This window comes from Streptomyces sp. NPDC052016, from assembly GCF_044548445.1.
GTDB lineage: Bacteria > Actinomycetota > Actinomycetes > Streptomycetales > Streptomycetaceae > Streptomyces.
The window spans coordinates 122,678-144,689 of the sequence record NZ_JBIUBX010000007.1 but is presented as its reverse complement, the minus strand read 5'-3'; the positions used below and the strand labels follow the sequence as shown (position 1 = coordinate 144,689).

The following is a 22,012-nucleotide window of genomic DNA, read 5'->3' as shown; positions in this document are numbered from 1 at the left end:
GCCCGGAGGATTCATGACCCCGCCCACCGCCTCTCATGATCCGTACGCGGAGCCGTACGGGGACGAGGGCGACCAGCCGCTGGTGCGTCCGTACGCGATGACCGGTGGCCGGACCCGGCCGCGCTACCAGCTCGCCATCGAGGCACTGATCAGCACGACGGCCGACCCGGCAGCGCTCATGGGGCTGCTTCCCGAGCACCAGCGCATCTGCCACCTGTGCCGCGAGGTGAAGTCGGTCGCGGAGGTCTCGGCGCTCCTGGCCATGCCGCTCGGCGTGGCGCGGATCCTCGTCGCGGACCTGGCCGAGGCCGGTCTGGTGGCCATCCACCAGCCGGGCGGCGACGAGAACAACGGCGGCGCTCCGGACGTGACGCTGCTCGAAAGGGTGCTCAGTGGACTTCGCAAGCTCTGACGGGGGCCGGGCGACCACCTCCGCGAAGATCGTGGTGGCGGGCGGCTTCGGCGTGGGCAAGACCACGTTCGTCGGCGCCGTCTCCGAGATCAACCCGCTGCGCACGGAGGCCGTGATGACGTCCGCTTCGGCGGGCATCGACGACCTCACCCACACCGGGGACAAAACCACCACCACGGTGGCCATGGACTTCGGCCGTATCACCCTGGACCAGGACCTGATCCTGTACCTGTTCGGCACGCCGGGGCAGGACCGCTTCTGGTTCATGTGGGACGACCTGGTGCGCGGCGCCATCGGCGCGGTGGTCCTGGTGGACACCCGCCGTCTGGCCGACTGCTTCCCGGCGGTCGACTACTTCGAGAACAGCGGCCTGCCGTTCGTCGTCGCCCTCAACGGCTTCGACGGTCAGCAGCCCTACCAGCCCGAAGAGGTGCGCGAGGCACTGCAGATCGGCCCCGACACCCCGATCATCACGACGGACGCGCGCCACCGCGCGGACGCCAAGAGTGCGCTGATCACGCTGGTGGAACACGCGCTGATGGCGCGACTGCGGTAACTTTCAAAGACACTGTGCCGTACGGCAGTTGCCGTAGGCCTCCTGGAGCCGGCTGTGGCTTTTGACACGGTCGGCTCCGGTGTTCATAACGTTTCGGCAGAGGAATCGGGTGGTACCGCCACGCGTCGCGGTCACTCGGTCTCGCTGCGCGTACGAAGGCCCCGTCTTTTGACGGGGCTCGCTCTTTATGACCGTTTTATCTGGGGCTTACATCACAAGGAATGGGCCCTTCTCACTGTTTGGAAGAGCGCAGGTCGTCGTGCTGGAATGCCTGAACTGCCCAATAGTCAATGACGTACTCATGGTCGATGGCTGACCGGGCTCTGAGACACTGCGGCACGACGTAGGTGCCGACCGCCGAGAGGTTGTTGGTCGAGTGAGGCGAAGCAAGAAAAGTCCCGAGCCGGCGGCGCGGGGCAACTTCACCCCGCCGCCGCGCGGAGCGGCGCCCGCCCCTGTGCCCGGCTCGGAGCCGCCGGCCGCACCCGCGAAGAGCGGTGGCCGTCTCTCCCCGCGCAACTGGCGCGTGCCCACCCGGCTGAACGCGATCCTGCTCATACCCGTGCTGGTCGGCCTGGTCATGGGCGGCTTCCAGGTGAAGAGCTCGATCGACACCTGGCAGGAGGCCGAGGACGCGCAGGCCACGGCCCGCCTGGTGCGCGCCTCCCTCACCTACGCGGACGCGCTCTACAACGAGCGGGACACCACCGCCGCTCCGCTCCTCGCCGGCAAGAAGGACGACTCGAGCGTCACCGACGCCCGCAAGAACACCGACAGCGCCGCCGACGCCTTCAACGTGGCCGCGCAGGACATGCCGCAGAAGGCCGGCCTGGAGCGCCGCCTGGAGCTGTTCCGCAAGGCGGAGACCAAGCTGACGGCGCTGCGCGCGGCTGCCTACACCTCCCAGCTCACGGGCGTGCAGACCGAAGAGGGTTATGTCGCGGTCGCCCACCCGCTGATGGAGTTCGCCAACGAGCTCGGCCTGGGCACCGGAAACATCACCTCCTACGGCCGTACCGTCTACGCCATCTCGCTGACCAAGGCCGCCCTGTCGCTCGAGCGCTCGATCGGCATGCACCTGCTGGTCAACCCCGGCCCCACCAAGACCGACCTGGCCAAGCAGCGCGTCGCCCTCTCCTCGTACGCCTACCTCGAGGGCATCGCCGTCGAGGAGTACATCGGCGGTGGCACCGAGGCCGACGCGCAGAAGCTGGAGGACGCCGAGGCCAGGATCAAGACGGACGCGGCGGCGCAGGCGGCCGCGGCCAAGCAGAAGGACCCGGACTACGTCCCGCCGCCCTCCGACCCGACCAAGGTGGTCGCCGCCCTGACGTCGCTGTCGAGCACCGCCGGCTCCGAGCGTGCCGACCTCGCCGAGGACGGCATCACGCCGGAGAACTGGTGGGCGCTCACCACGCTCAAGTACGACGCCTACCGCGACATCGAGTCGGACATGGCCGACAAGGCGGTGACCGAGGCCTCGGACATCGCCGCCGACGCCAAGACCGCCGCGATCATCACCGGTGCCGCCGTCGTGGTCGCCCTGCTCCTGGCGTTCATCCTGGCCGGCGCCGTGGCGCGGCAGATGAGCCGCTCGATGCGCCAGCTGCGCAACGCCGCCTTCGGCATCGCCGAGCAGCGGCTGCCGATGCTGGTCGACCAGCTCTCGCGCACCGACCCCGGCCGTGTCGACACCCGGGTCGCCCCGATCCCGATCACCACCACCGACGAGATCGGCGAGGTCGCCCGCGCCTTCGACCAGGTCCACCGCGAGGCCGTCCGGCTCGCCGCCGAGCAGGCCCTGCTGCGGGGCAACATCAACGCGATCTTCACCAACCTCTCGCGCCGCAACCAGTCGCTGATCGAGGGCCAGCTGACCCTCATCACCGACCTGGAGAACAACGAGGCTGACCCGGACCAGCTGGAGAACCTCTTCCGCCTGGACCACCTCGCGACCCGTATGCGCCGCAACGGCGAGAACCTCCTCGTCCTCGCCGGCGAGGAACCCGGCCGCCGCTGGGACCAGCCGGTCCCGCTGGTCGACGTCCTGCGCGCCGCCTCCTCCGAGGTGGAGCAGTACGAGCGCATCGAGCTGTCGGGCGTGCCGGAGGCCGAGATCCACGGCCGCGCCGTGACGGACCTCGTGCACCTGCTCGCCGAGCTGCTGGAGAACGCCACCACGTTCTCCTCCCCGCAGACCAAGGTCCGCGTCACCGCGACCCGTCTCCCCGACGGCCGCGTCATGATCGAGATCCACGACAAGGGCATCGGCCTCACCGCCGAGGACTTCGCGGACATCAACCACAAGCTGGCCAACCCCCCGACCGTGGACGCCGCGATCTCCCAGCGCATGGGCCTCTTCGTGGTCGGCCGGCTGTCCGACCGGCACGGCATCCGCGTCCAGCTGCGCCCCTCGGGCGAGCAGGCCGGCACCACCTCGCTGGTCATGCTGCCGGACGCGATCACGCACGGCGGCGGCGGCGAACAGCCCGCGGAACGCGACGAGTTCACCGTCTCGCAGATCATCCCGGAGCAGCGGTTCCAGGGTGAGGACTTCAACCAGCAGCCGATGCGCACGGCGGCCGAACTCGGCTTCGACGACAGCCGCTACACCGAGGTCCCGGACGACCTCCGCGACCTGGACCCGGTGGGCCGCTCCCTGATGCGCGAGGAGCGCCGGGCGGCCCTGGAGGCCCAGACGCACGGCCAGCCGGAGCACGACTCCGCCGAGGCGCCCGCCTACGGCGAGGGCTTCGACCAGACGCAGCAGCAACCGGCGTACGACGCCTCCCAGAACGGCTACGCGGCCGCGCAGAACGGCTACGACGCGAGTGCGACCGGGACCACCGGCTACGCCGAACAGCCCGCGGCGTACGACCAGCAGACGTCGTACGAGGAGCAGCAGCGTCGGGCGTACGAGGACCCGTACCTCGCGTCCAACGGCACCGCCGCGCAGAACGGCGCCTTCGCGTCGAACGGCGGCTACCCGGACCCCGCGTATGCGGAGCCGGGCCAGGAGGAGCGCGCGCCCGCCCAGGCGTCCGCGCAGGAGAGCTTCCCGTCGTACGAGGAGCAGTCCTACCAGGACGACTGGCCGCAGCAGAACGGTTACCAGAACGGCTACGCGGACCAGTACGCTCCGGAAGCGGAATCCGCGCAGGCCGGTGACGCGAGTGAGCGGGACCGCGTAGGCTTCGACCGTCCGGGAACGGCCTCCTCCGCCGCCCACGCGCTGACCGACGCCGGACTGCCGCGCCGCGGATCCGTCCCGGCGAGTGGTTCGAACGGCGCCGCGCGGCCCGTGAACCGCGAAGCGCAGGCCCCCACTTCGGAGAGCAACGGCGACAGCGGCTGGCGTTCGGCGAACGACGAGCGTTGGCAGCAGGCCTCGCAGCTCCGGAAGCCGAAGGCGGGCGGGGTCACCGCCTCCGGCCTGCCGCGGCGGGTACCCAAGGCCAACCTGGTCGAGGGCGCCGCCGAAAGCACCCCCCAGGGAGGCCCCCAGGTCTCCCGCGCCCCGGAGGACGTCCGAGGCAGGCTGAGCAACCTGCGTCGAGGCGTCCAGCGCGGACGCAACGCAGGCAGTGAAACGAACGGCCAGGGCTTCGGTCCTGACAGCACCTACAACCAGGAGCGTTAGTGTGAGCCCGATGAGCCAGGCGGCACAGAACCTGAACTGGTTGATCACCAACTTCGTGGACAACACCCCGGGGGTGTCCCACACGGTGGTGGTCTCCGCCGACGGACTCCTTCTGGCGATGTCCGAAGGCTTCCCCCGCGACCGCGCCGACCAGCTCGCGGCCGTCGCCTCCGGTCTGACGTCACTGACGGCAGGCGCCTCCCGGATCTTCGAGGGCGGCAGCGTGAACCAGACGGTTGTGGAGATGGAGCGGGGATTCCTCTTCATCATGTCCATCTCCGACGGTTCGTCGCTCGCGGTCCTCGCCCACCCGGAGGCGGACATCGGCCTCATTGGGTACGAGATGGCCCTTCTGGTGGACCGCGCGGGTACGGTCCTGACGCCCGACCTTCGTGCGGAGCTCCAAGGGAGCCTTCTCAACTAAAGGACGGACGGTGCGTATTGGCGTCCCGAGGCCGTAGGGTTTCGGGACGCGGCTTCCACGTGATGGGTGCCAGGCACAGTCGGAGGAGGAGAGAAAGTGGCAACACCCCCAGGCGGTTCCAATTCGGGTAACTGGTCGTACGGCCCTGCCCAGGGTCAGGGCGACGGTTCCCAGAACGCGAACCGTTACAACTTCCCCTCCACTCCGAGCCAGCGTCAGCCGTACGCGCCGCAGGTCCCGCAGGGTCCTGGGCCGTCGCCGTACGACCAGCCGCAGGCGCCGCGCATCCAGCCCGTGCAGCCGCAGCGCCGCACCCCCGAGCCGGCGCCCGCCGGGGCGTCCAACAACCCCCTGGTGCGTCCGTACGCCATGACCGGTGGCCGGACCCGCCCGCGGTACCAGCTCGCCATCGAGGCACTGGTGCACACCACCGCGGCTCCGCACCAGATGCAGGGCCAGCTGCCCGAGCATCAGCGGATCTGCAACCTGTGCCGCGAGATCAAGTCGGTGGCCGAGATCTCGGCGCTCCTGACAATCCCTCTCGGCGTGGCCAGGATCCTCGTCGCCGACTTGGCGGAGGCGGGCCTGGTCGCCATCCATCAGCCCGGCGGCGACGAGAACGCCGGCGGCCAGCCAGACGTGACACTGCTCGAAAGGGTGCTCAGTGGACTTCGCAAGCTCTAGCGGCGGTCCTTCCCGCTCCACCACCTCCGCGAAGATCGTGGTGGCGGGCGGCTTCGGCGTGGGCAAGACCACGTTCGTCGGCGCCGTCTCGGAGATCAACCCGCTGCGCACAGAGGCCGTGATGACGTCCGCTTCGGCGGGCATCGACGACCTCACCCACACCGGAGACAAGACCACCACCACGGTGGCCATGGACTTCGGCCGTATCACCCTGGACCAGGACCTGATCCTGTACCTGTTCGGCACGCCCGGCCAGGACCGCTTCTGGTTCATGTGGGACGACCTGGTGCGCGGCGCCATCGGCGCGATCGTCCTGGTGGACACCCGCCGACTCGCCGACTGCTTCCCGGCGGTCGACTACTTCGAGAACAGCGGCCTGCCGTTCGTGATCGCCCTCAACGGCTTCGACGGCAACCAGCCGTACCAGCCGGACGAGGTGCGCGAGGCGCTGCAGATCGGCCCCGACACCCCGATCATCACGACCGACGCCCGCCACCGCGCGGACGCCAAGAGTGCGCTGATCACGCTGGTGGAACACGCGCTGATGGCGCGACTGCGGTAGCGCTGCCGCGCGGTGAACGACAAAGGGCGCCCTCTCCGAGACGGAGAGGGCGCCCTTTTGCCATGCCCCCGTGCCGTCCCCGCCGGCGCAGGGACGCCGTCCCGTGCCGGCCGGCGGTCGCAGCCGGCGCACGGAGTCCCCTGCGCCCGGGAACGCGAAGGCCCCGGCGCCCAGGGGGCGTCGGGGCCTTCGTCGTACGGCGTGTGCGCTCAGCGCCAGCTGTGCGGGGCGCGGAAGCCGGGCTCGCGCTCCAGGCGGCGCCAGCCCGCCCTGGCGCGGCCGCGGTGGGCCGGGGTGGGCTCGGAACTGCGGGCGGCGGCGCGGGCCAGCAGGATCGCCGTGATGGCGGCGACTTCCTCGGGCTCGGCGTGGCCCTTCTCGACGCGGATGTCAGGCGGGTTCATGGATGTCAGTCTCCGTGAGAGAGGTTTCCGCGGGGGTGTCGCGGAAAGTCCGCTGGGTTACTGCGGGGGGTTGCCGTGCTTGCGGGAGGGGAGGTCGGCGTGCTTGGTGTGCAGCATCGCCAGGGACCTGATCAGCACCTCGCGGGTCTCGGCCGGGTCGATGACGTCGTCGACCAGACCGCGTTCGGCCGCGTAGTACGGGTGCATGAGCTCGGACTTGTACTCCTTGACCATGCGGGCCCGCATGGCCTCGGGGTCCTCCGCCTCGGCGATCTGCCGGCGGAAGATGACGTTGGCGGCACCTTCCGCGCCCATCACGGCGATCTCGTTCGTCGGCCAGGCATAGGTGAGGTCCGCACCGATGGACTGGCTGTCCATCACGATGTAGGCGCCTCCGTACGCCTTGCGCAGGATCAGGGAGATCCGGGGCACGGTCGCGTTGCAGTAGGCGTAGAGCAGCTTCGCGCCGTGGCGGATGATTCCACCGTGCTCCTGGTCGACGCCCGGCAGGAAGCCGGGGACGTCCAGAAGAGTGATGATCGGGATGTTGAAGGCGTCGCACATCTGCACGAAGCGGGCGGCCTTCTCCGACGCCTCGATGTCCAGCACACCCGCCAGCGTCTGCGGCTGGTTGGCGATGATGCCCACCACCTGACCGTCCAGTCGGGCCAGCGCGCAGATGATGTTGCGCGCCCACCGCTCGTGGACCTCGAGGTACTCGCCGTCGTCGACGATCTCCTCGATCACCTTGGTCATGTCGTACGGGCGGTTGCCGTCCGCCGGGACCATGTCCAGCAGCACGTCGCTGCGGCGCCCGGCGGGGTCGGCGCACTCCACCCGCGGCGGGTTCTCCCGGTTGTTCTGCGGCAGCAGCGACAGCAGGTAGCGCACCTCCGCGATGCACGTCTCCTCGTCGTCGTAGGCGAAGTGACACACACCGCTGGTCTCGGCGTGCACGTCCGCACCGCCCAGACCGTTCTGGGTGATCTCCTCACCGGTGACCGCCTTGACCACGTCCGGCCCGGTGATGAACATCTGCGAGGTCTCACGGACCATGAACACGAAGTCCGTCAGGGCCGGGCTGTAGGCGGCGCCGCCCGCGCACGGGCCGAGCATCACCGAGATCTGCGGGATGACACCGGAGGCCTTGGTGTTGCGCTGGAAGATGCCGCCGTAGCCGGCCAGGGCGCTGACGCCCTCCTGGATGCGGGCACCCGCGCCGTCGTTCAGCGACACCAGCGGGGCACCGGCCGCGATGGCCATGTCCATGATCTTGTGGATCTTCGTCGCATGGGCCTCGCCCAGCGCGCCGCCGAAGATGCGGAAGTCGTGGGCGTAGACGAAGACCGTCCGCCCCTCCACCGTGCCCCAGCCGGTGATCACACCGTCGGTGTACGGCTTCTTGGCCTCCAGGCCGAACCCGGTCGCCCGGTGCCGGCGCAACTGCTCGACCTCCTGGAAGGACCCCGGGTCCACGAGCAGCTCGATACGCTCCCGGGCCGTCAGCTTGCCCTTGGCGTGCTGCGCCTGGGTCGCCTTCTCACTCGGCCCGGCCAGCGCCCGCGCACGGATCTCGTGCAGCTCCGCCACACGCCCGCGCGCGTCCGCGGGCTCTGCGGGCTCCGAGGTCGACTCACCCGTCGTCTCTTCCAAAACGGTCATGTAGTGACCTTACGAAGCCCGCCAAGGAAACCGAGACGTCGACTCCGTACAGTCTCCGGCCCGTTTTCCTGGTACCCCTGAACAGAACCGGGCGGGCCTTGAGCCGTTCCGACTGCTCAGAGGGCGTGACGGTTGTCAGGGTCGCACAAAGACACCGCATGAGATCCGCTTCACACACACCGGCGTGGCGCACCGTCCAGTCGGGTGACGCCCCGAGCCTAGCCCCTGCCTTTGGCGCGCGAGCCGGTGACCCCGCGTGGTCCCGACACCACATCGCGGAAAAGGTTGAAAGTCGAACGGAATAGGTCTACCGTCGTCCCTGTTGACCTCGTTGAACGTTCAACATCATCGGTCTCATCACCGATCCGTCCCCCAAGGAGCACGTCATGGGCATCTTCGGCCGCAAGAACAACGAGTCCACCGAGTCGGCTCAGTCCGCCGCCGCTGTGAACCCGGAGCTGGCCGCACTGACCGGCGACTACTCGATCGACCCGGCGCACTCGACGATCGGCTTCGTCGCCCGGCACGCGATGGTCACCAACGTCAAGGGCAAGTTCAACGACTTCACCGGTGCGCTGCACCTGGACGGCACCGACCCGTCGCGGTCGACCGCCACCATCGACGTCAAGATGGACAGCATCGACACCGGGTCCGCCGACCGCGACGGGCACCTGAAGAGCGCGGACTTCTTCAGGGCGGAGGAGTTCCCGACGATGACCTTCCGCTCCACCAAGGCGGAGGCCCTCGGCGGCGACGACTACCGCATCACCGGCGACCTGACCATCCTCGGTGTCACCAAGCCCCTCACCATCAACCTGGAGTTCAACGGCTCCGCGAAGGACCCGTTCGGCAACGAGCGCGTCGGCTTCGAGGGCAAGGCCGAGATCCTGCGTTCCGAGTGGGGCCTGACCTGGAACGCGGCGCTGGAGACGGGCGGCGTCCTCGTCTCCGACAAGATCAAGCTGAACTTCGACATCTCGGCGATCAAGAACGCCTGACGCCGCACCGCCGAGGCCGCACCGCCGACGCCGCACCCCTGAGCGCGCCCGCCCTCCACTCCCCCGTGGCAGGGCGGGCGCTCGGCATGTCCGGGCCGTGCTTCCCGCGCGCCTCCCCCACGCCGACACGGTTGCCGGAATCGCTCGTTCATCAGAGCGCCGCCCGTGCCGGTCCGGCACGGGGACTCCCGAACCAGGAGGCGCCATGAGCACCAGGACAGGCCCGCAGCACTACCCGGGCGCCAACCGCGACCACTGGTACCAGGACGACTTCGGCGGTGCCCGCATGGAGGTCAACGTCGTCGTCCTGCACACCACGGAAGGGCGTTCGCTGCCCGGCTACGGAGGCGGCGCGTCGGCGCCCAACCTGACGGCGGTGCCGGACCTCGCCGCCAAGAAACTCAAGTGGTACCAGCACTTCGACATCGACATCTCCTCGCGTGCCCTGGTCAACAGGCCCGGCGGCGTCGAGACCAACACGCTGAACGTCTGCCAGGTGGAGCTCGTCGGCACCTGCGACCCCGAGCTCCACGCCAACTGGCGGACGAACGGCAAGGCGCACGTCTACTGGCCGAAGGCCCCGGAGTGGGCCCTGGCCGGCGTCGCCCGCTTCCTGGCGTGGATGCACGCCCACCACGACGTCCCGCTGCGCGGCCCGGCCCTGTGGCCCGCGTATCCGAAGTCCGCCGGGAACGGGGGCGGTCAGCGGATGAGCGGGACGCGGTGGAACGCCTTCAAGGGGGTGTGCGGGCACATGCACGTGCCCGAGAACTCGCACGGGGACCCGGGCGCGATCGACTTCGCGAAGCTGATGGAGCTGGCGAAGGGCTGACGGCGCCTCACCGCGGGTCGGAGGCGGCGGCCGCCAGCTTCGCCACCGCGGCGGCGACCTGAGCCGGCCGTCGGCGCGCGGAGCGGGCGCGGAGCACGCCCAGCACGGCGAGGTACCGGTCGGTGCGGCCGAGGCCGTCGAAGACCGCCCTGGCCCGCGGGTTGCGCTCCAGCGCCTCGGCGAGGTCCTCGGGGACCGTGGCGTCCTGCTGCGACGCGTACGCCGCCGCCCACCGCCCCTCGGCCCGCGCCGCCGCCACCTGCGCGAGGCCCGCCGGCCGCATCCGCCCGGCGGCGGTGAGCTCTCCGACCCGTCGCACGTTGACCGCCGACCAGAGGCTGCCCGGCCTGCGCGGTGTGATCCGCTGCAGGAACGACGACTCGTCGAGCCCCCTGCGCCGATCGGTGATCCAGCCGTGGCACAGCGCCACGTCGTTGACCTCGGCGGCGGAGACTGCGGTCAGGCCGGACCCCTTCCTGGCGACCCTCAGCCAGAGACCGGGGCGGGGGGCCGGGTGGGCGGTGAGCCAGGCGTCGAGGGCGGCGGCGGACGGGAAGGTGCGGTGGGGCGGGGGGTCGGCTGCTGTGGTCATGAGGACACGGTACGAACGGTATAGGTCAGGTTCCGGCCTAGAGGGCCATGTTGTCCGACGGCCGTGCCGGAACGCCGTGGACACCGTTCGGGTCCCTGTCCCATGATCTTGTGCATGATCCGAGCCGCGACCCACGACGACATCCCCGAGATCCGCGCGATGATCCGCGAACTCGCCGACTACGAACGGGCCGTGGAGCAGGCGCGGGCCACCGAGGAGCAGCTGCGGGAGGCGTTGTTCGGGGAGCGGCCCGCGGCCTACGTGCTGATCGCGGAGGACGACGGGAGCGGTCAGACCGTCGGCTTCGCGCTGTGGTTCCCGCGGTTCTCGACCTGGACGGGCACGCGGGGCATGCACCTGGAGGACCTGTACGTGCGGCCGCAGGCCCGTGGCGGCGGCCACGGCAGGGCGTTGCTCGCCGCGCTCGCCGCGATCTGCACGCGCAGCGGATACGAGCGGTTCGAGTGGTGGGTGCTGGCGTGGAACGAGCCGACGATCGCGTTCTACAAGTCCCTCGGCGTGGAGTTCCTGGACGAGTGGAAGGTGTGCCGGCTGAGCGGCGGACCTCTCGAGGAACTCGCCGCCGCGGCGCCGGCCGTCCGGGAGGGGACCGGTTCGCCGCGTGTTCCTGACGATCCCCGGTGACGGTGACCGCGGCGCCGGGCCGGGGGGCCGAGGCCCGGCGTGGCCGAATCGCACCCCTTGTGTGAAGGCTTGCGGCGTTCTCATAATCCAGCAACAGATTTGACCTGCCCATGCCAGCAAATGGGCCTTTTCTTCGTGCCGCCGTTGTCATGCGCGCGTCAATTCCGTGTTCCGGTTCCACCTGCTCCACGTCCCAGGTCAACCCCCCACGGAAGGCATCACCTTGAACAGACTCCTCACGGCGCTCAAGAGATGCGCGGTGCTCGCCGCCGCCGCCCTCGCGATCGTCAGCCTTCAGCCCGTCTCGGCCGCGCAGGCCGCCCCCTCGCCCGTCGTCGGCGGAACCCGTGCCGCGCAGGGCGAGTTCCCGTTCATGGTCCGGCTCTCCATGGGCTGCGGCGGTGCGCTCTACACCCAGCAGATCGTGCTCACGGCCGCCCACTGTGTGGGCTCGACCGGCCCCAACACCAGCATCACGGCCACCGCCGGCGTCGTGGACCTGCAGTCCACCTCCGGCCGGGTCCAGGTCCGCTCCACCTACGTGTACCGGGCGCCCGGCTACAACGGCGACGGCAAGGACTGGGCGCTGATCAGGCTCGCGCAGCCCGTCAACCTGCCGACGCTGAAGATCGCCACCACCACGCAGTACAACACCGGCACCTTCACGGTCGCCGGGTGGGGCGCGGCACGTGAGGGCGGCGCCCAGCAGCGCTACCTGCTCAAGGCCACCGTGCCGTTCGTGAGTGACGCGACCTGCCGTTCGTACAGCGGCTACAGCGGGCTCATCGCCAGCGAGGAGATCTGCGCCGGCTACACGGCCGGCGGCGTCGACACCTGCCAGGGGGACTCCGGCGGCCCGATGTTCCGCCGTGACGCCACCAACGCCTGGATCCAGGTCGGCATCGTCAGCTGGGGCATCGGCTGCGCCCGGCCCAACGCGCCCGGCGTCTACACCGAGGTCTCCACGTTCGCCTCGGCCATCGCCTCGGCTGCGGCCTCCCTCTGACCCGTACCACGTCCGCGGGCCCGGCGCGTGGTGCGCCGGGCCCGTTCCCGTCGTCCCCGGCGCGGCCGACCCGCGGGTCACGTCCGTGCGGGGCCCGGGTCACCTCCGCGCAGGAGGGACGGTCAGAAACCGCCGAAGTCCCCGCCGCCGCCGAAGTCCCCTCCCCCGCCGCCGAAGCCACCGCCGCCGAAGTCGCCGAAGCTCCCGGTGTCGAAGTCCGCGCCGGACACGTCGCCGCCCTCGTAGCCGCCGCCGAAGTCGCCGTAGCCGCTGCCGTAGTCGGCGGCGTAGGACGGGGTGGCCATCATGCTGCCGAGCAGCGTGCCGACGAGGAGGCCGGGCAGGATGCCGCCGCCGAAGTAGCCGCCCGCCCAGGGGCCGTAGGCAGGGCCCGCCTCCCAGTACGGGCGGCGGCCGTAGTCCGTGTCGACCTCGCGGACGACCGGATCGCGCCCGTCGGCGAGACGGGTGCCGTCCGCCGCGCAGACCGGGACCTCGCGTGGCGCGCCGCCGGGCGGGGTCCAGGTGGCGTCGGCGACGGAGGGACCGTGGCGCGGGTCGAAGAAGCAGGGCGGGCGGCGCTCGGGCAGCGCACTGCCCGCCCTGCGCGCGGCGAGCCGGGCCAGGGAGAACCGGCCGTCCTCCACCGCCTCGGTGACGGCGCGCACGTCCTCCGGTCTCGTCGCCGCCGCCATGGACGACTTGGCCTTCTCGTAGGCGTCGAGGGCGTGCTCGTAGTCGGCGCGCATGGCGTCGTCCGCGCCCGGCTCGGCCGGGTGGAAGTCCAGGCGGTCGAGTTCCTCGCCGAAGGCGGTGATGTCCTCGTCGACGACGACCCGGAGCCGTTCGAGGGAGGCACGCTGTTCCTCCGTGTGCCGCCGCCGGTTGCGGCGCACGAGCGTGTACGCGCCCGCTCCGCTGACGACCAGGACGGCGCCCGCGGTGATCAGCGCGGTCGTCGAGGGTCCGTCACCACCGCCCGACCCGCTCCAGCCGGCGGGGGCCGATCCGCCCATGTTGGCCAGGGCGCGGTCGGTGAAGTCGTCGAGCTGGGTGGCGGCGTCGGTCTCGCCCTGGACCCCGGTGACGAGGTTGCGGACGGCCGTGTTCGGCAGGACGGCCGGATCGGCGCGGGCGTCGAAGCGGTCGCCGAGGCGGATGGCGTACAGACCGGTCACGCCGGTGGCGGTGCGGAGGTCGGTGAAGAGGTTCTCGGTCGGATAACCGGCCGGGAGGACGGCGACGAAAATGGGCTTGTCGGCGCTCTCGATCTTCTTCTGCAGTGCGTTGGCGTCGGCCTGCGAGAGGAGCGCGGAGGCCTCCGGGTCGACGTAGACGGGGCTCTCGCGCAGGGCCTCGGCGATGGTCGAGACGCTCGTGTCGCTCGGGGCCGTGGCCGCCCGTGGGGCGCCCGCGGCGAGCAGGGTCAGGGTGGCGAGCGCCAGCGCGATCAGCAGGCCGGCGAGTCCTCGGACCGATGATGCGACCTTCATATGTCGACGCTACCCGAATTTGCGCCATTTAGGACATATGGGTGTAAGTGGGCTGGGCAGCGGGCGCTGACCGCCCCCTTCGCGCGGCCGGTGCCGACCGGCGGGAGCGCGGGTGGCGGTCACCCCGCCCCGGCGCTCCCGCCGCCGGAGGCCTACTCCGCCGGTTCCACCCCGGCCCGCAGCAGCCCGTAGGTGTAGGCGTCCTCCAGAGCCTGCCAGGAGGCGGCGATGACGTTGTCGGCGACGCCGACCGTGGACCACTCGCCGGTGCCGTCGGACGTGGAGATGAGGACGCGGGTGGTGGACTGGGTGCCGTGAACGCCCTCGAGGATGCGGACCTTGTAGTCGACGAGGTCGAGCTTGGCGAGCTGGGGGTAGATCTTCTCCAGGGCGACGCGCAGGGCGCGGTCCAGGGCGTTGACCGGGCCGTTGCCCTCGGCGGTGGCGACGATGCGCTCACCCTTGGCCCAGAGCTTCACCGTGGCCTCGTTGGCGTGGGTGCCGTCGGGGCGGTCCTCGACGATCGCGCGCCAGGACTCGACCTCGAAGTAGCGCAGGGGCTTGCCGCCCTGGACCTCCGTGCGCAGCAGGAGTTCGAAGCTCGCGTCCGCCGCCTCGTAGGTGTAGCCCTTGAGTTCGCGCTCCTTGACGCGCTCCACGACCCGGCCGACCAGCTCGCGGTCGCCGCCCAGGTCGATGCCCAGTTCCTTGCCCTTGAGCTCCACCGAGGCGCGGCCCGCCATGTCGGAGACCAGCATCCGCATGGTGTTGCCGACCAGCTCGGGGTCGATGTGCTGGTACAGGTCCGGGTCGACCTTGATCGCGGAGGCGTGCAGTCCCGCCTTGTGCGCGAAGGCGGAGACGCCGACATAGGGCTGGTGCGTGGAGGGCGTGAGGTTCACGACCTCGGCGATGGCGTGCGAGATGCGCGTCATCTCGCGCAGGCGGCCCTCCGGCAGCACCTTCTTGCCGTACTTGAGCTCCAGGGCGGCCACCACCGGGAACAGGTTCGCGTTGCCGACGCGTTCGCCGTAGCCGTTCGCCGTGCACTGCACGTGGGTCGCGCCCGCGTCCACCGCGGCCAGGGTGTTCGCCACCGCGCAGCCGGTGTCGTCCTGGGCGTGGATGCCGAGGCGGGCGCCGGTGTCGGCGAGGACCGTGGAGACGACCGCCTGCACCTGCGCCGGGAGCATGCCGCCGTTGGTGTCGCAGAGGATGACGACGTCGGCGCCGGCCTCCGAGGCCGCCCGGACGACGGACTTGGCGTACTCCGGGTCGGCGCGGTAACCGTCGAAGAAGTGCTCGCAGTCGACGAAGACGCGGCGGCCCTGGGACGTCAGGTACGAGACCGTGTCCCTCACCATCTCCAGGTTCTCGTCGAGGGTGGTGCGCAGCGCGAGTTCCACATGGCGGTCGTGGGACTTCGCCACCAGCGTGATGACCTCGGCCCCCGAGTCCAGGAGCGCCTTGACCTGCGGGTCCTCCGCCGCCGTCGCGCCGGCCCGGCGCGTCGCGCCGAAGGCGACGAGCTGGGCGTGCTTGAAGTCGATCTCCTCGCGCGCCCGGGCGAAGAACTCGGTGTCGCGCGGGTTGGCGCCGGGCCAGCCGCCCTCGATGAAGCCGACGCCGAAGTCGTCCAGGTGCCGTGCGATCGCGAGCTTGTCGGCGACGGTGAGGTTGATGCCCTCGCGCTGGGCGCCGTCCCGCAGGGTGGTGTCGAAGACGTGGAACGAGTCGTCGAGCTCGCTGGTTGCCGTCTCGGTCATGGTCTCAAGGCTCCTGTTGTGGATCTACGGTCTTACCGGAATGACCGGCTCCACCGTCCCCCCAATGGTCCCTCGCACTCTCGCTCCCGGCTGATGGTGGGCCAGGAAAACGAAAAACCTCTCGCGGGTGCGAGAGGTCTGCGCGCGGGTCGAGGACGACGGTGGCCGCCCGTACCTGGTCGTACGTGGCGGTCACTGCGGACCGGCGCGCCTGCTGCCCATAATCATGGCGAACGAGAGCACGGCGGCAGTCTGGCACAAACCGCCCGCGCGTGAACGCGGCGTCTCAGGATGCGAGCAGTGACGCGTCCAGGAACTCGCGGACGTGCGCCAGCACCTGCTCCCGGTCCGTGCCGCGCAGTCCGATCGCCACGTGGATGGAGAAGCCGTCCAGCAGGGCCCGAAGCCGGGCTGCGAAACGGTCGGCGTCCACGCGGCGGAACTCGCCCCGTGAGCCCCCTTCCGCCAGCAGGGCCACCAGGTCGCGGTGCCAGGCGCCCTCGATGGCGGCCTGCCGGTCGCGGGCCGCGTCGTCGGCGTTCTGCGAACGGTTCCAGACCTCCAGCCAGAGCGTCCAGTGCGGGTCGCGGTGGCCGTCGGGGACGTACAGGTCGACATACGCGTCGAGGCGCTCCCGGGCACTCGCGGGGCTGGTCAGCAACCGGGCCCGCTCGCCGCCCAGCCGGCCCTCGCTCCACTCCAGGGTCTGCAGGAGGAGCTCGTCCTTGGAGCGGAAGTAATAGAGGAGATGCCCGCTGCTCATGCCGACCTCACGGCCGAGCGCCGCCATCGTCAGCTTCTCCAGACCGCGTTCGGCGATCATCTCCATGGCCGCGGCGAGGATCCGCTCACGGGGCGGGGCGGGGGTGCGCCGGGTCGTGCTCATACGGCGGTCACGCTCACCGCGTCGGGCCGCTCCCGGTCCGGGTGCGGCACGAACGGCGCCCCCGACGGCTCGGAGTCCACGGCGCACGAGCACCGCGGCACGGTGGACGGCGCGTGCCGCGAGCCGTCGGGGTTCTTCCGCCCGTCGCGCCGAGGACGTGCGGGCAGCGGGCGCAGCGGTTCGCCGAGACGGCGGCCTCGGGCCGTGCACGGCAGAGTCACGTTCACCCGTACGTTCTACCCGACCTTCGCCCTCGGCTGCTGCTGGGTGATGCAGTGGATCCCGCCCCCGCCCGCGAAGATCGCCCGGGCGTCCACCAGGGTGACCGTCCGCCGCGGGAACAGCCGGCGGAAGATGCCGGCCGCGATCTCGTCGCGCGGGTCGTCGAAGCCGCAGAGGACGACTCCGCCGTTGCAGAGGTAGTGGTTGATGTAGGAGTAGTCGGCCCAGTGGCCGTCGGCCTCCAGGACGGTGGGGGCGGGGACTTCGACGACCTCCAGGCGGCGGCCCCGCGCGTCCGTCTGCGACCTCAGCAGGCCGACGACCTCCTTGGTCACCTCGTGGTCCGGGTGCGCCGGGTCCGGCTGCACATGGGCCACGACCACCCCCGGGCGGGCGAACGCGGCGACGATGTCGACATGGCCGAGGGTGCCGAAGCCGTACGGGGGGTAGTCGCCGGTGAGCCCGCGCGGCAGCCAGATCGCCTTGCGGGTGCCGAGCATGGCGTGGATCTCGGCCTCGACCTCCTCCCGTGTCCAGCCGGGGTTGCGCTCCGGGCCGAGCTGGACCGTCTCCGTCAGCAACACCGTCCCCTCGCCGTCGACATGGATCGCGCCGCCCTCGTTGACCAGTTCCGAGGCGTACGTCCGCGCCCCCGCGAGGTCGGCGACGTACGCGGCGATCTTCGCGTCGTGCTCCCAGCGGGCCCATCCCTGGGAGCCCCAGCCGTTGAACGTCCAGTCGACGGCGGCGAGTTCACCGTCGCCGTTGGTCAGGAAGGTGGGGCCGATGTCGCGCATCCAGGCGTCGTCCAGGTCGCGCTCGACGACGTCCACCTCCGGGCCGAGGAGTGCGGCGGCGTGCGCCGACTGCCCCGGCCCGCACACCACCGTCACCGGTTCGAAGCGGCGGACCGTCCGGGCGACCCCGGCCCAGGCGGCGCGGGCGGCGGCCAGGTCGTCGCCGTCGTCGAAGGTGGGGTTGGGGCCCGGCCACGCCATCCAGGTGCGTTCGTGCGGAGCCCACTCGGCGGGCATGCGGAAGCCGTCGGCGGCGGCCTTGTTCATGGGCGGGGTCCTCACAGGAAGTAGAGGCGGTTGAGGGAGACGGTCTCGGCCGGCTCGGAGCGCAGCGGCTCGCCGTCGAGGGTGACCAGACCGGTGCGCTGGTCGACGTCGACCGCTCCAGTACGGGAGTTGAGGCGCAGGTCGGCCGGGCCGATGCCGCGGGTGCCGCGGACGGCGACCCGTCGGCGGCGGGTCGGCATCGTGTCGTTGCCCTGGTCGAGGGCGGCCCCGGCGACGAAGGCGACCGAGATGTCGGCGGGGGTGGCCCCGTACGCCCCGAACTGGGGTCCCAGCACGAGGGGTTCGCAGGTGTCCGTCGCCGCGTTGGGGTCGCCGACCACGCCGTAGGCCGGGAAGCCGGCCTTGAGGACGAGCTGCGGTTTGGCGCCGAAGTACTCCGGCCGCCACAGCACGATGTCGGCGAGCTTGCCCACCTCGATCGAGCCGACCTCGTGCGCGAGGCCGTGGGCGATCGCGGGGTTGATGGTCAGCTTGGCCATGTAGCGCAGGACCCGCTCGTTGTCGTGGTCGTCGGGCGCGCCGAACTCGGCCTTCATCTTCCCGGCCATGGCGAACGTACGGCGGACCGTCTCGCCCGCCCGGCCCATGCCCTGCGCGTCCGAGGAGGTGATGCCGATGGCGCCCAGGTCGTGCAGGACGTCCTCGGCGCCCATGGTCCCGGCGCGGATGCGGTCGCGGGCCATGGCGGCGTCGCCGGGCAGGTCGGTCTTGAGGTCGTGGACGGAGACGATCATGCCGTAGTGCTCGGCGACGGCGTCCCGGCCGAAGGGCAGGGTGGGGTTGGTGGAGGAGCCGATGACGTGGGGGACTCCGGCCATCTTCAGGACGTTGGGCACGTGTCCGCCGCCGCAGCCCTCGATGTGGAAGGCGTGGATGGTGCGGCCCTCCAGCACGCGCAGGGTGTCCTCGACGGACAGACACTCGTTCAGCCCGTCGCTGTGCAGGGCGACCTGGACGTCGTGCTCCTCGGCGACGCGCAGGGCCGTGTCGAGCGCGCGGGTGTGGGCGCCCATGTCCTCGTGCACCTTGAAGCCCGACGCGCCGCCCTCCGCGAGCGCCTCGATCAGCGGCGCCTCGTGGGAGGAGGAACCCCGGCCCAGGAAGCCGATGTTGACCGGCCAGGCGTCGAAGGCGTTGAACGCGTGCCGCAGCGCCCAGGGCGAGTTGACGCCCACGCCCCACACCGGCCCGAACTCCTGCCCGATGACCGTCGTGACCCCGGAGGCCAGCGAGGCCTCCATGATGCGCGGCGACAGCAGGTGGACGTGCGTGTCCACGGCACCGGCGGTGGCGATCAGTCCCTCGCCGGACACGATGGACGTGCCGGTGCCGACGACGACGTCGACCCCGTCGAGGGTGTCCGGGTTCCCGGCGCGCCCGATGGAGCAGATCCGCCCCTCGCGGATCCCGACGGACACCTTGCGGATGCCCTGCACGGCGTCGATCACGACGACGTTGCTGATGACGACGTCGCAGGTCTCGCGCACGGCGGCGGCCTTGAGGTGCAGCCCGTCGCGGGCCGTCTTGCCGAAGCCGGCGAGGAACTCGTCGCCGTGGCGCTGGGAGTCGGACTCCACGCGGATCACCAGCCCCGAGTCACCGAGGCGGACGCGGTCGCCCGCGCGCGGACCGTGGGTGGCGGCGTACTCGTACGGATTCACAGCTCTGCTCCCTGACCTTCGCCTCCTGGGACCGTCGCTCCCAGATATCCGCAGGCGGCGGCCCGGCGCAGGGCCTCCTCCTTCGCCCCCGGCGCGTCCAGCGCCCCGTCGACCAGCCCGGCGAAGCCGATCGCGATGCGGTCGCCGCCGATCGGCACCAGCCCGACCTCGCTCGTCTCCCCGGGCCCGAAGCGCACCGACGACCCGGCGGGGACGGCGAGCCGCATCCCGTAGGCCCTCTCACGGACGAAGTCCAGGCGCGGGTTGGCCTCGAAGAAGTGGAAGTGGGAGGTCACGGAGACGGGCACGGTGGCGGTGTTGGTGACCGTCAGCCGAAGGACCGCCTCGGGCTCGGTGTGTCCGGGCCCCGGCAGCAGCGCGCCCGGCGCCCGCTCCCCCAGCCCGCCGGCGATCGGGTCGCTGACGACCGCGAGCCGTGAGCCGTCGTCGAAGACGGCCTCGACGTGCACCTCGGTGACGACATCGGCGACGCCCGGCAGCACGTCGTCGGGGCCCAGGACCGAGCGGGCGCGCTCGATCGCCTCGGCGAGCCGGGCGCCGTCGCGGGCGGCCTCGCAGACGGTGTCCGCGATCAGCGCGGTCGCCTCCGGCACGTTCAGCCGCAGCCCGCGCGCCCGCCGCGCGCGGGCCAGCTCGGCCGCCCCGAAGAGCAGCAGCCGGTCACGTTCCGTGGGGGTGAGTCTCATGTCGCGGCGCCTCCTTGCCTTCCCTCGACTTAGAGCTTCACTCTAAACGCAAGATTCACGCGATCGAAACGTTGACGGAAGAGCTTTGCCTACGTCACATTGAACGCCGCTCAAACATGCGCCCACACCGGGACCAGGCGGCCGTCGAAGGAGACCAGCCATGCCGATGGAACAGCGCGGAGTCGACACCATCCCCGACGAGGAACGCACCAGCGGCCCCCGGGACCTCGTCACGATCCTGCTCGGCTCCAACCTCTGCCTGGGCGTCATCGTCTTCGGCTGGCTGCCCCCGTCCTTCGGACTGGACTGGTGGGGCTCGGTGAGCTCGGTCGTGGCGGGCACCGTGGTGGGCACGGCCCTCACCGCCCCGCTGGCCCTGATCTCCCTGCGCACGGCGACGAACCTGTCCACCTCCTCGGGCGCCCAGTTCGGTGTCCGCGGCCGGCTGGTCGGCTCGGTGGTCGGCCTGCTCCTCGCCCTCGGCTACACCGCCCTGACCGTGTGGATCGGCGGTGACGTGATGGTCGGCGTGCTGGGCCGGCTGTTCGGGTTTCAGGCCGACGGGCCGACGTACGGCGTGGTCTACGCGCTGCTCGCCGCGGCGACGGTCGCGGGCGCCGTGTACGGCTACCGGGTGCTGCTGGCGATGTCCCGGGTGCTGGCGATCGGCATGACGGCCCTGCTCGTCCTGGGCGTGGCCGCGTACGCCCCGCACTTCACCACGGAGGCGCTGCCGGAGGCCGGCGGCTACCTGCTGGGCGGGTTCTGGCCGACCTGGCTGCTGGCGGCGGTGGCCGCCGGCCTGTCCGGCCCGATCGCCTTCATCACCCTCCTGGGCGACTACACCCGCTACATCTCCCCCGCCCGCCACTCCGGCGGCCGCGTCCTGCGCGCCACCTGGCTCGGTCTGCTGCTGGGCCTGCTCGTCCCCCAGCTGTTCGGCACCTTCACCGCGTACGCCGCCGGCGCCGCCCTGGACTACGCGGGGCCGCTGGTGGAGGCCTCCCCCACCTGGTACCTGGTGCCCCTGCTGCTCGCCGCCTCGGCGGGCTCGGTGGGCAACGCGGGCCTGATGCTCTACTCCATGGGCCTCGACCTCGACGCGATCCTGCCCCGGGCCTCCCGCGCGACGGCCACCTACGCGGTCGCGGTCGTCGCCACGGCCTGCGTCTTCGCCGGTCACTACGCCTCCACCGCGCAGGACGCGATGACCTCATTCGTCCTGCTGCTGACGGCAGTCGGGACGCCCTGGGCGGTCATCACGCTCATCGGTTTCGCCCGGTGCGGCGGGGTCTACGACGCCGAGGCCCTGCAGGTCTTCAACCGCCGCTCCCGGGGCGGGAGCTACTGGTACCGGGGCGGCTGGAACGTGCCGGCCACCGTGGCCTGGGCGGCGGGCGCGGTCGTGGGCGTGCTCGCCGTCTCCCTGCCGTCGTACGAGGGGCCGCTGCTGTCCCTGACCGGCGGGGTGGACTGCAGCTTCCTGCTGTCGGGCGCGGTCGGGGGTGCGGTGTACCTCGGTCTGAGCCGGGGCACGGCCTCCCGGCGGGACGTCACATCGCCCACGGTGGAGACCCGGCGAGCCTCGACGGTGCCGTAGCCGGGCGGCCGCCCCGCACGGCACACGCGACGGCGGCCGCACGGTCGCCGTCCCCCTGCCGGTGCCGCTCTCCCGGCGGAGGTCTGTGCGCCGGGCCGCTTCCCCGCCCCGCGGCCGAAACCCATGGACCACGACGAAGCCCGCCCCGTCTCCGGGGCGGGCTTCGTCGTCGGCT

21 protein-coding genes are annotated in these 22,012 nt (G+C 71.3%); 11 read left to right on the top strand and 10 right to left on the bottom strand.

Annotation, left to right across the window (positions count from 1 at the left end):
- Positions 1–13 precede the first annotated feature (13 nt).
- The 6 genes from ACIHAR_RS11385 (at position 14) to ACIHAR_RS11360 (ending at position 6,278) form a co-directional block, all read left to right on the top strand.
- A complete protein-coding gene (locus ACIHAR_RS11385; protein ID WP_019058642.1) occupies positions 14–412 on the top strand; it encodes a DUF742 domain-containing protein in 399 nt (132 codons plus the stop codon).
- Entirely contained in the window at positions 393–968 is a 576-nt protein-coding gene (locus ACIHAR_RS11380) for an ATP/GTP-binding protein (protein WP_132855910.1), read from the top strand. Before ACIHAR_RS11385 ends, ACIHAR_RS11380 begins: the two co-directional genes overlap by 20 nt.
- A gap of 376 nt (positions 969–1,344) precedes the next feature.
- Entirely contained in the window at positions 1,345–4,608 is a 3,264-nt protein-coding gene (locus tag ACIHAR_RS11375; RefSeq protein WP_365460393.1) for a nitrate- and nitrite sensing domain-containing protein, read from the top strand.
- Between the two features lie 10 nt (positions 4,609–4,618).
- Positions 4,619–5,032, top strand: coding sequence for a roadblock/LC7 domain-containing protein (locus tag ACIHAR_RS11370; protein WP_004983065.1), 414 nt, complete (start codon positions 4,619–4,621; stop codon positions 5,030–5,032).
- A 96-nt stretch (positions 5,033–5,128) separates the two neighbouring features.
- The gene (locus ACIHAR_RS11365; RefSeq protein ID WP_365460391.1) at positions 5,129–5,716 is read left to right on the top strand and encodes a DUF742 domain-containing protein; all 588 of its coding nucleotides are present in this window, start codon (positions 5,129–5,131) and stop codon (positions 5,714–5,716) included.
- Entirely contained in the window at positions 5,697–6,278 is a 582-nt protein-coding gene (locus ACIHAR_RS11360) for an ATP/GTP-binding protein (protein ID WP_071369867.1), read from the top strand. The genes ACIHAR_RS11365 and ACIHAR_RS11360 overlap by 20 nt, the downstream gene beginning before the upstream one ends.
- A gap of 209 nt (positions 6,279–6,487) precedes the next feature.
- Here ACIHAR_RS11360 and ACIHAR_RS11355 read toward each other — a convergent pair whose 3' ends face one another.
- Both ACIHAR_RS11355 and ACIHAR_RS11350 read right to left on the bottom strand, forming a co-directional pair.
- Positions 6,488–6,682 carry an acyl-CoA carboxylase subunit epsilon gene (locus tag ACIHAR_RS11355; RefSeq protein ID WP_365460388.1) on the bottom strand — a complete coding sequence of 65 codons (195 nt, stop codon included), beginning with the start codon at positions 6,680–6,682 and terminating at the stop codon, positions 6,488–6,490.
- A 57-nt stretch (positions 6,683–6,739) separates the two neighbouring features.
- On the bottom strand, positions 6,740–8,344 hold the full coding sequence (locus ACIHAR_RS11350) for an acyl-CoA carboxylase subunit beta (protein WP_400018741.1): 1,605 nt from the start codon (positions 8,342–8,344) through the stop codon (positions 6,740–6,742).
- 386 nt (positions 8,345–8,730) lie between these two features.
- Between ACIHAR_RS11350 and ACIHAR_RS11345 the strand changes: the two genes are divergently transcribed.
- Positions 8,731–9,342 (top strand): YceI family protein, encoded by a 612-nt coding sequence (locus ACIHAR_RS11345; RefSeq protein ID WP_400018738.1) that lies wholly within the window; start codon positions 8,731–8,733, stop codon positions 9,340–9,342.
- A 205-nt stretch (positions 9,343–9,547) separates the two neighbouring features.
- The gene (locus ACIHAR_RS11340) at positions 9,548–10,174 is read left to right on the top strand and encodes a hypothetical protein (RefSeq protein ID WP_365460382.1); all 627 of its coding nucleotides are present in this window, start codon (positions 9,548–9,550) and stop codon (positions 10,172–10,174) included.
- Between the two features lie 7 nt (positions 10,175–10,181).
- On the opposite strand, the gene ACIHAR_RS11335 is transcribed toward ACIHAR_RS11340, so the two are convergent.
- Entirely contained in the window at positions 10,182–10,766 is a 585-nt protein-coding gene (locus ACIHAR_RS11335) for a YdeI family protein (protein ID WP_400018736.1), read from the bottom strand.
- 114 nt (positions 10,767–10,880) lie between these two features.
- Between ACIHAR_RS11335 and ACIHAR_RS11330 the strand changes: the two genes are divergently transcribed.
- Complete coding sequence (locus ACIHAR_RS11330) at positions 10,881–11,411, top strand: GNAT family N-acetyltransferase (RefSeq protein ID WP_400018734.1); 531 nt, start codon at positions 10,881–10,883, stop codon at positions 11,409–11,411.
- Positions 11,412–11,634: 223 nt separating this feature from the next.
- Positions 11,635–12,417 carry a serine protease gene (locus ACIHAR_RS11325; RefSeq protein WP_400018732.1) on the top strand — a complete coding sequence of 261 codons (783 nt, stop codon included), beginning with the start codon at positions 11,635–11,637 and terminating at the stop codon, positions 12,415–12,417.
- Between the two features lie 122 nt (positions 12,418–12,539).
- Here the strand turns inward: ACIHAR_RS11325 and ACIHAR_RS11320 are convergent, their stop codons facing one another.
- The 7 genes from ACIHAR_RS11320 to ureA all read right to left on the bottom strand — a co-directional run bounded on the left by ACIHAR_RS11320 (position 12,540) and on the right by ureA (position 20,237).
- Positions 12,540–13,910, bottom strand: a complete 1,371-nt coding sequence (locus ACIHAR_RS11320; protein ID WP_365460370.1) for a hypothetical protein — start codon at positions 13,908–13,910, stop codon at positions 12,540–12,542.
- Positions 13,911–14,062: 152 nt separating this feature from the next.
- A complete protein-coding gene (cimA, locus tag ACIHAR_RS11315; protein ID WP_365460367.1) occupies positions 14,063–15,676 on the bottom strand; it encodes a citramalate synthase in 1,614 nt (537 codons plus the stop codon).
- 286 nt (positions 15,677–15,962) lie between these two features.
- Positions 15,963–16,562, bottom strand: a complete 600-nt coding sequence (locus ACIHAR_RS11310; protein ID WP_365460364.1) for a TetR/AcrR family transcriptional regulator — start codon at positions 16,560–16,562, stop codon at positions 15,963–15,965.
- A complete protein-coding gene (locus ACIHAR_RS11305) occupies positions 16,559–16,789 on the bottom strand; it encodes a hypothetical protein (protein WP_400018728.1) in 231 nt (76 codons plus the stop codon). The genes ACIHAR_RS11310 and ACIHAR_RS11305 overlap by 4 nt, the downstream gene beginning before the upstream one ends.
- A 9-nt stretch (positions 16,790–16,798) precedes the next feature.
- Positions 16,799–17,848 carry an agmatine deiminase family protein gene (locus ACIHAR_RS11300; protein ID WP_365460359.1) on the bottom strand — a complete coding sequence of 350 codons (1,050 nt, stop codon included), beginning with the start codon at positions 17,846–17,848 and terminating at the stop codon, positions 16,799–16,801.
- Positions 17,849–17,859: 11 nt separating this feature from the next.
- Positions 17,860–19,530 carry an urease subunit alpha gene (locus ACIHAR_RS11295; protein WP_365460356.1) on the bottom strand — a complete coding sequence of 557 codons (1,671 nt, stop codon included), beginning with the start codon at positions 19,528–19,530 and terminating at the stop codon, positions 17,860–17,862.
- Positions 19,527–20,237, bottom strand: coding sequence for an urease subunit gamma (gene ureA / locus ACIHAR_RS11290; RefSeq protein ID WP_400018726.1), 711 nt, complete (start codon positions 20,235–20,237; stop codon positions 19,527–19,529). The genes ACIHAR_RS11295 and ureA overlap by 4 nt, the downstream gene beginning before the upstream one ends.
- Positions 20,238–20,397: 160 nt before the next feature.
- On the opposite strand from ureA, the gene ACIHAR_RS11285 reads away from it, so the two are divergent.
- Positions 20,398–21,837 carry a cytosine permease gene (locus ACIHAR_RS11285; RefSeq protein ID WP_365460350.1) on the top strand — a complete coding sequence of 480 codons (1,440 nt, stop codon included), beginning with the start codon at positions 20,398–20,400 and terminating at the stop codon, positions 21,835–21,837.
- The last annotated feature ends 175 nt before the right edge of the window (positions 21,838–22,012 follow it).